The 12,855-nt window shown below is 43.2% G+C and carries 10 protein-coding genes; 3 read left to right on the forward strand and 7 right to left on the reverse strand.

The genetic code is table 11. The annotated features are described in order from the left end of the window. Positions 1-259: 259 nt before the first annotated feature. Positions 260-2,074 (reverse strand): M14 family metallopeptidase, encoded by a 1,815-nt coding sequence (locus tag G563_RS0130170; RefSeq protein ID WP_028668616.1) that lies wholly within the window; start codon positions 2,072-2,074, stop codon positions 260-262. 42 nt (positions 2,075-2,116) lie between these two features. After that, complete coding sequence (locus tag G563_RS0130175; protein WP_028668617.1) at positions 2,117-3,847, reverse strand: M14 family metallopeptidase; 1,731 nt, start codon at positions 3,845-3,847, stop codon at positions 2,117-2,119. Positions 3,848-4,047: 200 nt separating this feature from the next. On the opposite strand from G563_RS0130175, the gene G563_RS0130180 reads away from it, so the two are divergent. Further along, positions 4,048-5,040, forward strand: coding sequence for an ABC transporter ATP-binding protein (locus tag G563_RS0130180; protein WP_028668618.1), 993 nt, complete (start codon positions 4,048-4,050; stop codon positions 5,038-5,040). On the opposite strand, the gene G563_RS0130185 is transcribed toward G563_RS0130180, so the two are convergent. From G563_RS0130185 to G563_RS0130205, 5 genes are all read right to left on the reverse strand, one after another. Then, entirely contained in the window at positions 5,037-6,392 is a 1,356-nt protein-coding gene (locus G563_RS0130185) for a neutral/alkaline non-lysosomal ceramidase N-terminal domain-containing protein (RefSeq protein ID WP_028668619.1), read from the reverse strand. The two genes, G563_RS0130180 and G563_RS0130185, sit on opposite strands and share 4 nt — an antisense overlap. Positions 6,393-6,443: 51 nt before the next feature. Beyond that, on the reverse strand, positions 6,444-7,022 hold the full coding sequence (locus G563_RS0130190; protein WP_051211295.1) for a LutC/YkgG family protein: 579 nt from the start codon (positions 7,020-7,022) through the stop codon (positions 6,444-6,446). A 41-nt stretch (positions 7,023-7,063) separates the two neighbouring features. Then, entirely contained in the window at positions 7,064-8,428 is a 1,365-nt protein-coding gene (locus G563_RS0130195; protein WP_028668621.1) for a lactate utilization protein B, read from the reverse strand. A gap of 25 nt (positions 8,429-8,453) precedes the next feature. Beyond that, positions 8,454-9,203, reverse strand: coding sequence for a (Fe-S)-binding protein (locus G563_RS0130200; RefSeq protein ID WP_028668622.1), 750 nt, complete (start codon positions 9,201-9,203; stop codon positions 8,454-8,456). Positions 9,204-9,344: 141 nt separating this feature from the next. Then, on the reverse strand, positions 9,345-10,520 hold the full coding sequence (locus G563_RS0130205) for an FG-GAP repeat domain-containing protein (protein ID WP_028668623.1): 1,176 nt from the start codon (positions 10,518-10,520) through the stop codon (positions 9,345-9,347). A 245-nt stretch (positions 10,521-10,765) separates the two neighbouring features. Between G563_RS0130205 and G563_RS0130210 the strand changes: the two genes are divergently transcribed. Together G563_RS0130210 and G563_RS0130215 are read left to right on the forward strand one after the other, a co-directional pair. Next, positions 10,766-10,957, forward strand: coding sequence for a hypothetical protein (locus tag G563_RS0130210; protein WP_028668624.1), 192 nt, complete (start codon positions 10,766-10,768; stop codon positions 10,955-10,957). Positions 10,958-11,038: 81 nt separating this feature from the next. Then, entirely contained in the window at positions 11,039-12,820 is a 1,782-nt protein-coding gene (locus G563_RS0130215) for an ABC transporter ATP-binding protein (RefSeq protein WP_028668625.1), read from the forward strand. Positions 12,821-12,855: the final 35 nt, after the last annotated feature.

Raw genomic sequence — 12,855 nt, forward strand, 5'->3', positions numbered from 1 at the left:
ATGAAGTATTAATGTATAATAATACGCAAACATAATAAATAAAGTTGGGTATTAGCAAACAATATTTTTTCATTAAGTAAATTTTAATCTCAAAAATTCCTTTTCAATTATATATGACTCCAAAAAATATTCCAAAAATAATTTTTATGGCCTTATGGAAAACTCACCATTTTATCAACAAAAAGTGGTTGACCTACACGGCCAACCACCTAACTAATACGTGTGATTTATAGAATATTTTATGCCTTACTAATGAATTTTATAATGTCTTAGTCACAATTCCTCCTTTACGACTATTGACTTCTACGGTCCATTTATCGGCTTTCCCTTTTACAATCCAGCGCACCTTAACGGCATTATTTCCGCCTGCTCCACCACCAAACATACCACCGCCTCCACCACCAGACACAGTACCGGGGATGTTTTTTACTTCGATAGTTTGAGGGGTATATTTTTGTTCTTTGGTGATGCCTAAATCTTCATTTTCGACTATCATTCCTGCAATTACTTGTGCATTTTTGAGAGTAATATAATCAGGACGTTCTATTTTAAATTTGATGTCATGAGCCGAATGAGTAGGAATAGCCCGCTGATTATGTATAACGGCTGTCACCTCTGTAAGCCCTCCTGCCAAGGGTTTTGATTTAATTTCTACAATTTCAATTTTAGGCAAGTGATAGGCATGTAGCATTGTAAAGGCCATATTGCGATGTCCTTCTTCCTCTAACATGAAGCCGGGCGTGTTACGAATATAATTACGTTTAGTGCCGCCAATTTCGATGTCACCGTACTGTGGATGTTTGAAAGATTTCCATTTTACGTAGCCATCTCCCAACAACAAAAATTTGTCGAATTCTTCAAATTCACTATTTTGATTACGATTTTCGGTTGAGTTTTTATTAAACATCCGATACGAAGTATTTATTTCATTAGAAAACATAAATACTCCTCTTCCCAACCCAATCCAATCAATTTCGCCACCATAAACGGTGTAAAGATCTTTCCACAATACATAATATTTATATCCCGGAATCATTTTTTCGCCTACTTTCCCAATTACATCATATACCGCCACATCCGCTTGTGGCACATACATTGCATCTTCTTCGGCACCAGGAGGACGCAAAAACATCCCTCCAAAATTGTGATAGCTTTGTGCGCCTGCGATATTGGGGTGACTATAAAAGAATTTTTTGACGTTTTGAGTTTCGGGTAAAGTTCCGGGATAAAACAATGCCCCCCCTTGAATGTAGTCGGGCTGCCATCCCCACCCCCAGTCCCGATTGGGATCATAGGCACCAGGATTGTCTTCATTGACGCGTCCGTCGCCGTCGTTGTCGATACCTTCAAAGCCTAGCATTTCATATTCGCCTTGCTCGTCGGGTTTGGCAAGTATCATTCTTCCCGGAAAATCAGGATCTATTTTATAGCGACCTGTGGGAGATTTGCGGCGCATCATTACGATATTGCCGTCGCCATCCAAATCATCATAGGTATCTTCATCGATAAGGCCATCGCCGTCGTCATCGATAGGCATCATACCTGAGCGCGAAGAGCTTGTGGTGTTTGATTTATAAATAAAGTTTTCGTGAGCATCAGGATTGAGAGAAGGCAAAATATAAAAAGTACGCCCTTTGAGCATTTCTGTCACAAAATCAACTTTGCCAAAACTCTCAGCCAAGTACCAAGCCGTGTACATCGCAAACTGTGTTCCTTGCAATTCGTTGGCGTGGATATTGCCATCAATCCAAAAAGCAGGTTTGGTCTCAGGCTTTCCGCTTTTAAAATCTGTAACGGTCAAAACATACATTTCACGACCTTGGTAAGATTTTCCTATCGATTCATATTTGACCAAATCAGGATAAGCTTTGGCGAGGTCTTGGGTAAGTTTGTTGAAACCCGCATAATCCATATAATAATTCCAGGCCCATTTGACTTTGGGGTTGGCAGGCGACCCAATCGCCCGCATTCCGTTGAGGTCGGGGTCATTTTGAGGAGCAGTTTGGGCAATTACATTTAGAGCCGCCAAAGTGCCAATAAATGCATAAGCAAAAAGGTGAATATATTTTTTCATTGATTTTTCTCAATTTAGAAATGAATAATAAACCGAACAAAACTACTTTAAAGTAATCTCTACCGATTTGGTACCTGCGGTGGGGCAACCCGCTTCAATCGTCACTTTTCCCGCACCTGAGATAAGCCAGGTGTATTCTTCTGATTCGTCGGCACCCAAAGCATTATTTAAGTTGAGACGTTTGCCCGACAAAATACTTTGTCCAGAAGCTAGTTTTAGTTCGGTTTTTACTTTTTGTATAAACTTCACGCGGTCTCCTATTTCGGCATAAGTTGGCAAAAGACCCTTATTAACCACTGTCACAGTGATACGCGAAATGCCATTACCTAACGCTTCGGTTTTTAGGTTTACGAGTTGAATTTCGGGCATTTGGTGGCCTAGTCCCGTCAAAAACTTGAGGTGCTTATCAGCAGAAGCTTCCAAATAACTAATGGGCGGATTGAGCTTGCTGAAAGGGGCAATTCCTCCTACTTCCACTTTTTGTCCCGGAAAATCGGGGTGCTGAATCGTTTTCCACTCCACATACACTCCTGTGAGTTTTTCTTTATCGGCCCATTTCAAATATCTGATGTCCTCGTCGCTCGCTTTTGGCTCACCGCCGCCACCTGCCCCTTTGGCGCCCTCGGCTTCTGCTTTGGGAGCGTCATCGCCTTTTGGACGGTCAGAAGTTGCTTCTTTTTTGGTAGAATCTTTGGCAGGGGTAATCTTAGGTACCCACCATCCGGGAGTTGTAAAACTAAAACGTCCCGCGTGAAAATAGGCAGTCTGCGAAAAGTTGCCTTTTGTTTGGGGCAATTTAGGAGCATCTTTCAAGCCCGTTTTGCTATTATATAATTTTGATACTTGCTCCATTACTTTGGCATCTTTTGCCAAGGGGCCAGTCAATATTTTTTTTGCTACTTTGGAAGCTTCAAATTTAGGTGCCTCACTGAGGTTGTTGTTAGGGCCAAATGTCAATACTGCAAAAATCTGCGGTGCACGGTACAAAAACTCCAGTAAAGCCCTTACTTCGGGTGCCTCGGCGGCGTATTCGCCTGAGCCTTTCACAAAAATGGGGTATTCATATGTAAAGTTTTTTTCGGGATTGATGCCACCAGCAGCATCTTCGTTGAATTCTCCGTCTTTGTCATTGTCCATTCCTTCGGTCAACAACAGATATTTGCCACTTTCTCCTTTGGTAGGATCGGCTTTTACCAATACACGAGGGTCTTCTTTGCTTGTTACAAAAGTTCCGGTGGGACTTTCGACGCGCATCCAAGTAACCAAGCCGTCGTTGTTGAGATCTTCAAACGGGTCTTCGTCTAGGCGACCATCGCGGTCATCGTCGGTAGCGGTGTCATTTCCAGTGCGCTCATATTTGAGTTTGGCCACAAACTGCTCTTGCGCATCGGGGTTCATGCTTGGCAAAAAGTAGAAAGTTTTGGTTTCGAGCAATTTGGCAATACTGTCGGTACTAGACGCAGCCAACATTTTTTCGGCAGTTTGAACCGCTAACTCACTACCCGCTAGGTGTGTTCCGTCAAGACCTGCCACCACCAAAATAGCTGGTTTTTTGGTAGCATCTCCCTTGCCAAGGGTCAATAACCACAAATCGCGCCCTCCTCCACTTTTACCAATAGACCGTACAGAAGCCAAAGCATTGTACTTAGTAGAAAGATTTTTGAGCCGTGTTGAGAGCTGTGCATGACTATTATACGTACTTTGGGCTTCTACATGAGGAGTCATCCATACGAGCATTGTCACCAACCCCCCATAAAGTAGTTGACGAATCATAAAATTTGGTTTTTAGAGTTTGATAAATATAAACTTAGAATAGACGAGCGGAATCCCAGAAAATTGTATTTTTTCTACCTTCCAGACCCAAACTTCGTTTGATTGCAAGTTAAGGAAGAAACTTTATACCAAATAGATTGTTGAGATATTGAGCGATAAACGCCCCGAATGTATAGAGATAAACGATAGTTTTGCGAACCATGTCTTTTTTTCGACTTCACCACATATCCAAGAGTTACAAGGAATTACCAATACTTAGACAAGTCAATTTTGAATTAAATTCAGGAGAAATATTTGGCCTACTTGGAGAAAGTGGTTCGGGAAAAAGTACATTATTGCGCATTGCGGCAGGTTTGATAGATGCCGACGAAGGCGAAGTATGGATTGGTGCTGAAAAGCTCCGCCCTGCCAGTGACCAGTTGATTCCGGGGCATCCCGACATCAAAATCGTTCACCAAGATTATCAATTATCACTCCCGCTCACTACGCGAGAAAACATCAATTATGCCTTACGTTTTTACGAAAAAATATACCGAAACGAACGAATAGAAGAATTACTTGAACTATGCCATTTACAAGCCGTAGCCGACCGGCCTGCCAAACTACTTTCGGGCGGAGAAAAACAGCGCACAGCCATTGCAAGGGCTTTGGCCGAAGAAGCGCGTGTATTGCTTTTAGATGAACCTTTTGCTCACTTGGATTTACCTAATCGGCGGCGTCTCAGCGACACCTTACGAGAATTGACCACCCAAACGGATTTGGCTTGTCTTTTTGTGACGCACGATGCCCAAGACGCCTTGAGCTTATGTCATCAGATGGCTGTTTTGAAAGAAGGTGAATTACTACAAAAAGGAACGCCCGAAACTATCTATCAAACCCCCGTCAATACTTACATTGCAGCCTTGACGGGGGAAATCATATTGATAGAGCCTTCTTTTTTCCAATATTATTTTAACATCTCGGCTCCGCTGCTTGATCATCAAATAATGGCTCGCCCCGAACATTTTCAGCTTTCTACCAGCACCACCACCGCAGAAACAGGATGGGTCAAAACAATTGTAAAGCGAGTATCTTTTGAAGGAAGTAGATACAAAATTGAGGTGCAATTAGAAAATACCTTACTTAGCGCTTATTATTCTGCGCCCCTTCCTTTGGAATCTGAGGTTTTTATAAAATATGTAGCTCCATCTTAGTCCGACATTTTGTCAACCAAATCTCGGGTAATCTCCTGAAAATAAGCGCTATTATAAGGTCCAAACCAATTCATAACGAGCGTTTCGTAAGTGTCTCTGTCATAATATTTGTCGGGCGTGATGTAGCCGATATATCCGCCGTTGAAGCTTGTCACCATGAGTTTCAATCCTTTCTGATTGGCATAAGCACTCATCTCGGCAATCAGTTCTCCCGAAAAATCACAGGGAAAACCTACCATCAATACATTGCCGATTCGCATGGCTTTGACATAATTGGGAAAATCGCCAAATGCCCAATTGAACACCCAAGGCCGCAAACGCCAGCCAAGCGTGACCCGAGGATTGGCTTCTCGCAAAGGAAGTGGTAAAGTCACCATCCTAAAGGCTGCTTTTGAAGAAAGGGGCATCCCTAAAAGCTGCTGCTGAACATCCGCCTCCAAACTATCCGCTTCTGCTCGTGCCTGAATTATATCATTTTCTCCTTCGATTTTTGGCGACATACTTCCCACTGCGCCCGACATAAACATCGCAAAGTTGGCTTCGCCTTGCTCTAAAGAATCAACCAATACTCCCGGATAATCGCGCGACAAAACGATGTTGTCGGAACTCATAATCGTCGAATGTGCACCATAAGAACACACCAAGGCTTTTGTGCCGTCATTTCTTACCAATTGTAAAGTACGTATGTAAGGGTCTATAGGCCCTCCTTTGATGAGTCGATTGCGAATACGCGCCGTATCTGCTACTTCGTGGTATCCTACAGAAGCGGGCCGAATGTCTTTTTGGGCCAATTGTACTGCTTTGACTACCGCATCGGCAATCCAAGTTACGTTGTCGGGGTTAAACTTTCCTCCAAACAATCGCCCCACAATTCCCCCACTCCATCCTCCCATGCTATTGTGGGTATGTGTAGCTCCCAGATACACATTTTCAAAAGCAATACCCGTGGACTTTAGTTTGGTTTTGAGCTGTTCGGTCACCGCAGGGGGCATAATGAGCAAATCTGCCGCCACAATCGCCGCTCTCGTTTGACCATTGTCAATCACAATCGCCCGCACATAAATAGAGTCGTGTACAGATTTGTAATGTGCACCTTGCCTCACACCGTATCCAGCGGTGGGCGTGGGTGTAAGTGGCGTAAAATTGACTTTTGCCCAGCCCACTTTGAGAGAGTCGCCCAAGAGCGAAGGCGCATTGGCAGGCAGGGCAGTCGCTTCTTGCTTCCATTGCTGATAATACGGCATTTGGGTATAAGGGGTATCATCAACCGGCGCAACCATACAGGCCAACAAAACCAAAAGAAGAAGGAGAAATCCGCCGAGGATTTTGAGAAGAATTTTCAGAAAACGCATTAGTAAACCTTTGTCAGTATGATGCTATACCGACAAAGGTTTCATTTTTTTTTAATCTATCAAAAAAGCAACCATTGACTTGGGGCCGTGTGCCCCCAACACCAAGGATTGTTCTATATCTGCGGTTTTGGAAGGCCCCGCTATAAATGCCCCAAAACCATAGTCTGCCGAACCAATTCGAGCATAAGCATCGTGCATTTTGGGCACTATTTCCGAAATTTTAACTACCAAAGCCAATGACTCAGCAATAAAAGGCGCGGCTCTTTGTCCCATTTCGGCTTCGGTCACCCACATAGAGCCATTTTCGGCCACGGCAAATTGCCCCTGCAAAACCGCCAATCCTACGTTGTTGAGCGAATGAGGGTCTGATTGCAACCAGCTATTTTGGGCCATATCAGATAGCTCACCGATGGTAGTGATGATTCTAAAACCCACAAAATGAGTTTGTATATAAGCCCTAATTTCTTCCCAATCTTTTACCCTTACTACTTCTCCGCCAATGGTAGTAAGTACCGAGCGGAACTGCTCTGCCAAATCAGCATACTGATTCCCAAAGTTTTGAATTTGGGGTAAGGGTGTAGAAGTAGGTTTGTTTTTGGCTACCGCAGCCAATATCTTTTCTCGACTCATTATTTATTTGGTATAGGAGGCGTTTACAAAACAGCCCCATTTTATCCCCTATTTTTCTTATACCATTCCCCAAAAGATTCTTTGGGTGGCTCTGGCATTTCGCGTTGTTTGTACCAAGGATTCAATGAATTGTTGACTACAAAAGGCACGTTCGCCAAAGCCAACCTTCCCATTTTTCCTGACAGTCTGTACACACTAGGATTAGACAAAACCGCCGCCATAGCTTTCATACCCAGCGTTTTGGCAGTAGGAGAATGTCCGCTTTTGGTAAGTACTTGCCGCCATTCGTACAATTGCTCATGAATATTGATTTTGACAGGACATACATTTGAGCAGCTACCACAGAGTGTACTTGCAAAGGGTAAATCAGCGTTTTTGGTCATGTCCAAATTGGGTGCCAAAATAGAACCAATAGGCCCTGCCACCGCATTGTGATAACTATGCCCCCCACTCCGTCGATATACGGGGCAGGTATTCATACAAGCACCACAACGAATACATTTGAGGGAGTTACGAAACTCTTCGCGCCCTAGTTGGGTAGTACGGCCATTGTCTACCAATACGATGTGCATTTCTTGTCCGGCACGAGGTTTGGCAAAATGACTCGAATAAGTCGTAATCGGCTGCCCCGTAGCACTACGTGCTAGTAATCTTAGGAATACCCCCAAATGCACTCGTTGAGGAATAATTTTTTCGATCCCCATACAGGCGATGTGGACATCGGCTAGGTGCGCTCCCATATCGGCATTTCCTTCGTTGGTACACACTACAAACTCGCCCGTTTCGGCCACGGCAAAATTGACGCCCGTAATGGCTACCCTACGCGTCAAAAACTTCTCACGCAAGTTTTCGCGGGCCGCATGAGTGAGCAAGGTAGGGTCGGCGCAGCCTTCGGGAGTGCCCAAATGTTTGTGAAAAAGTACGCCAATTTCTTCTTTTTTCCAGTGAATACAAGGTAATACGATATGGCTTGGCGGTTCGTCGGCTAGTTGTACAATTCGTTCTCCCAAATCAGTATCAACGACTTCTACGCCATTTTCGGCCAAATACGGGTTCAGGTGGCATTCTTCCGTCAACATTGATTTACTTTTGACGATTTGCGTCACCCCTTGTTTTTTCAAAATCGAAAGAATGATTTCGTTGTGCTCATGTGCATCAGCTGCCCAATGAACCGTAATTCCATTTTTTTGGGCATTTTTCTCAAACTCCACCAAGTAAGTGTCTAGATTTGACAATACGTTGTGTTTGATTTGAGAGGCGGTATCGCGCAATTTTTCCCATTCAGGAATCGAAAAAGCCGCCCTATCTCTTTTTTGACGAACCCACCAGAGCGTCTCATCGTGCCAAGTAGTTCGGTCAAAATCTTTATTAAATTTTTCGGCAGCAGTAGCGTGATTGATGGTCATGATTGATGGTCTTTTGAGTAGTCTCTTACTCTGTTGCGGTCAAAATTTCAGCAATGTGCATCACCTTAATCGGAAGCTTACGGCGGCGAATCACGCCTTCGAGGTGCATCAAGCACGACATATCGCCTCCAGTCAAGACCTGAGTGCCATTTTTGACGTGGTCGTCGATACGGTCGATACCCATACGAGACGATACGGCTTCTTCGGCCACACAAAAAGTTCCTCCAAATCCGCAGCATTCATCCTTGCGGCTCAGCTTCACAAGCTCTACATCTTTTACCATATTGAGAAGCTGCTCAGGCTTCGAAAAAGGAGTCGCTACTAGCTCTGACATCTGGGACAAGTGCAGGCCTCTCTGTCCATGACAACTTTGATGCAAGCCCACTCTAAATGGAAAGCGAGCTTCTAAGTTTTCCACTTTCAGTATATCCGTCAAAAATTCCGTAAGCTCATAGATGCGTTTGCGAATATGCGTAGCTTTTCCTTCATTTTGAGTCTCACTTTCGGGCGCGTGCAGGTGCTCTTTGATGTGCAAAACGCAGCTCCCAGATGGTGACACGATATAATCATACTCAGCAAAGTTATTGATAAACAAACGATTACAATCGTGAGTAAGGTGTTCATACCCAGAGTTGGCCATGGGTTGTCCACAGCAAGTTTGTTTAGACGGATAGCTAACTTGGCAGCCGAATTTTTCTAACAACTGAAGCGTGGCAATTCCCACTTTTGGGTAAAATTGATCCACGTAACATGGAATAAATAAACCTACTTTCATCATATCGCAAACTTACAAGATTCTTTCCCAAAACCCTGTCCTGTAGAAACCTGTAAAAAAAATTAATCCAATCTGACAACTCAAAAGGTACCAAGCAGATAAACTTTGCCGGTTGAATCAACTATTTGTAAAAAGGGTTTGTTATTTTTTTTCTTGCAAAAACACGTGTACTCCTTTTTTATTGGCTACGATTATATCCGGCAGTTTGTCTTTGTTCATATCATCCACTACTAAATGTAGCCCAACTCCCGAATCATCATCCACTTGGTGAGGAGTCCAAGTAGGTGTAGGGCCGGGTTTGAACTCAAACCAATACAAAACCGCTGGTTCAAAAGCGCCGGGGTCTTTACCATTGTGAGCAAAATAACGTTTTCCAGTCACTAAATCAGGATAGCCGTCGGCATTCATATCTACCAAACTCAAGCCATGCGTTTGTGAAAACATCTTTCCGATTTCGTGCTTTTCCCAAGTCGGATTTCCTTGAGCGTCTTTTCCTTGCTCATGCCACCACATCCCGTATTTATGTGCCGACATACTAATCACGTCTTTCAGGCCATCTTGATTTACATCCAAGAGATACATCTGCGAGCACTCCTCTCCTAAATTAGCTTTATGAAATACCCAATTTGGCTGCGTACGGTCGGCGGGTGCTTCCCACCAGCCCTCACGAATCAAGGCATCCAAGCGCCCATCTCCATTCATATCAACCATCCCCAAACCATGAGTGTATTTATGAACCCCAATCGGCCCTTCGCTAATCACGTATTTTTTCCATTCGGTATCTCCTTTTTTAGAAGGGCTTTTGAGCCAAATGACTTGTTTGGTTTCGGGGTCGTTGCCCACAATATCGGGGCGACCATCACCGTCAATATCCCCAAAATAAGGAGACTCATTTCCGATAGACTTATGAATGGTGTTTGCTTTCCAATGTCCCGGCTTATTTTTGGGGTTTTCGTACCACACGACCGATTCGCCAGGGGTATCTACTCTGATAAAATCTATCCAACCGTCTTGGTTTACATCCATACTAAAATTTAAGAAGGAATTGCTGTAGCCTCCATTGACGGTAAAAGTGTCGCCTTTGGCTATTTCGTGACGCGTCCAGTTGGGAGCTTCAAACCAAAAAGCACCCGCCATCACATCTTTTTTCCCGTCTTTGTTGACATCTCCTACCGCTACTCCTTCCGAAAAAAACATCCTAGTCAATGTATGCTTCTTAAAACTTATCTCTTTTTTTTGCTGCGCCATTGAAGTAACTCCTATCAGCTGCGCAAGAAATAGCATCAAAGCAATGCGCCGGTTTTTAAAGATTCTCATAATGCTATGGTTGTATTTTGGTAAGAATGTTAAAAGTTTATTTAGATGTAAAATCATTAACCTCGCCTGATATACCCACTCTCATTTTATTTTTTTGGGGATAGATGAGCTAAAATATCCAAAAAGCCCTCTATTTTATCTGACAAATTCATTCTTTCTTTGCAAGAAAATTGAGATAAGTATCTATTCGGGAATATAAAAACCTCCTCATTTCCTATTCAAAAAATTGTTAATTAGGTAGACGTATGACGGCAAAAAACAAAAAAAAATGGACTTTAGCCGCCGCTATTATCATATCGTTGGCGGTATTATCAAGCTTATTTTCGGGCTTCGTCCAAGCATTTAATTTTATCCGTATCATCATGATTATTTGTTTTGGGGCAAGCGCAGGCTTGTATTGGTACAGATACTACACCGAAGAATTTGAGGACGATTAAAAACCAAGCGTCAAACGTTTTCTTTGTAATTGGTGTTACTAGCAATACAGCACATTTCAGCACAAACCCAACATCTCCTCCTTGAAAGCACTTGCTCACCTTAATAAGTATCTAGTAAAGTATAAGTGGTATCTCATTTTAGGTACGCTTTTTACGATTATCTCCAACTTATTTGGCATTATTCCCGCCCAAGTGGTACGTCATGCGCTCGATTTGGTGAGCGATACCCTTGATATTTACTTTTTGCTTGAGGGGGCGGCCATTCAAGCCAAACTCTATGATGTATTTGCATTTAGCATTTTGTTGTATGGGTTGTTGATTTTGATAATGGCTTTGCTCAAAGGAGTATTTTTGTTTTTGGTGCGCCAAACACTCATTGTCATGTCGCGACATATCGAGTATGACCTCAAAAACGAAATTTATGCTCATTACCAAACCCTTCCTTTGAGTTTTTATCGACGCAACAACACAGGCGATTTGATGGCTCGTATTTCGGAAGATGTAAGCAAGGTAAGAATGTACGTAGGTCCCTCTATCATGTATGGTATCAACCTCATCACACTCTTTATATTGGTCATTAGCTATATGGTATCGGTCAATGCCAAATTGACATTTTATGTACTATTGCCCTTACCCGTGCTTTCGATTAGTATTTATGTAGTAAACAATATCATCATGAAACGCTCAGAGGCGTTGCAAGCCCAGCTTTCCAACCTCTCTACCTATGTTCAAGAGTCTTTTTCGGGAATTAGGGTTATCAAGGCCTTCGTCAAAGAGCGTCAGCAGTTTCATGAATTTGTGGTACAGAGCAACGATTATCGCAACAAATCGCTCAAACTCACCCTCGTAGATTCGCTATTTTACCCTTTCATTGTGGTATTGGTAGGTCTTAGCAATGTACTGATTGTGTATGTAGGTGGCCAAGAAATCATGGCAGGACGCCTCACACCAGGCAATATCACCGAGTTTATTTTATACGTAAGTATGCTTACATGGCCCGTGATGGCACTCGGCTGGACCACAAGCCAAACCCAACGCGCCGCTGCTTCGCAACAGCGCATCAACGAATTTTTGACTACAAAAACGGATTTGGTTTCTACCAAAAACCTCGAAAAAGAGATTGAAGGAAGCATTGTTTTCAAAAATATCAATTTTGTCTATCCCGATACTGGTATCAAGGCCCTCAAAAACTTTAACCTTAACGTAAAAGCGGGAGAAACGGTTGCTATTTTAGGTACTACTGGTTCTGGAAAAAGTAGTGTAGCCAATCTACTCACCCGCTTATATGACCCTACCGAAGGAGAGATTTTGATAGATAATATTCCGTTGAAAGAGTATCAACTACAATCGCTGCGCCGCCAAACCGGCTATGTGCCCCAAGATGTGTTTTTGTTTTCGGACACCATCGGAGCCAATATTGCTTTTGGAGATACTCATATTCCTTTTGAAAAAATAGAGCAAGCGGCCAAAGATGCTGACCTGTACACCAATATCATAGGCTTTTCGGAAGGATTTGAAACTAAAGTAGGCGAACGTGGCATCACCCTTTCGGGCGGACAAAAACAGCGGCTTTCTATTGCACGAGCTATTGTAAGAGATCCTAAAATTTTGATATTAGACGACTGCCTTTCGGCGGTAGATACGCATACCGAAAACACCATCTTGACCAATCTTCAGCGCATCATGAATCATCGTACTTCGGTGATTATATCTCACCGAGTTTCGTCGGCAAAACTAGCGGATTTTATCGTGGTCTTGGACGAAGGTATGATAGTAGAACAAGGCACACACGACCAGCTAATAGAGAAAGGTGGCATCTACAAAGAGCTGTATGACAAACAATTGCAGACGGAGGAGGTATAAAAAAAGCCAGCGAGTAAGCAAAACACCACCCGCTG

The sequence above is a fragment of the Runella zeae DSM 19591 genome (assembly GCF_000423565.1).
In the GTDB taxonomy this organism is placed as follows: Bacteria; Bacteroidota; Bacteroidia; order Cytophagales; family Spirosomataceae; genus Runella; species Runella zeae.

Excerpts from the sequence above, each read along its gene's own strand:
- G563_RS0130190 (WP_051211295.1), bottom strand. The coding sequence starts at position 7,022 with ATGAGTCGAGAAAAGATATTGGCTGCGGTAGCCAAAAACAAACCTACT.
- G563_RS0130175 (WP_028668617.1), bottom strand. The coding sequence starts at position 3,847 with ATGATTCGTCAACTACTTTATGGGGGGTTGGTGACAATGCTCGTATGG.
- G563_RS0130170 (WP_028668616.1), bottom strand. The coding sequence starts at position 2,074 with ATGAAAAAATATATTCACCTTTTTGCTTATGCATTTATTGGCACTTTG.
- G563_RS0130185 (WP_028668619.1), bottom strand. The coding sequence starts at position 6,392 with ATGCGTTTTCTGAAAATTCTTCTCAAAATCCTCGGCGGATTTCTCCTT.
- G563_RS0130205 (WP_028668623.1), bottom strand. The coding sequence starts at position 10,520 with ATGAGAATCTTTAAAAACCGGCGCATTGCTTTGATGCTATTTCTTGCG.
- G563_RS0130200 (WP_028668622.1), bottom strand. The coding sequence starts at position 9,203 with ATGAAAGTAGGTTTATTTATTCCATGTTACGTGGATCAATTTTACCCA.
- G563_RS0130180 (WP_028668618.1), top strand. The coding sequence starts at position 4,048 with ATGTCTTTTTTTCGACTTCACCACATATCCAAGAGTTACAAGGAATTA.
- G563_RS0130195 (WP_028668621.1), bottom strand. The coding sequence starts at position 8,428 with ATGACCATCAATCACGCTACTGCTGCCGAAAAATTTAATAAAGATTTT.
- G563_RS0130210 (WP_028668624.1), top strand. The coding sequence starts at position 10,766 with ATGACGGCAAAAAACAAAAAAAAATGGACTTTAGCCGCCGCTATTATC.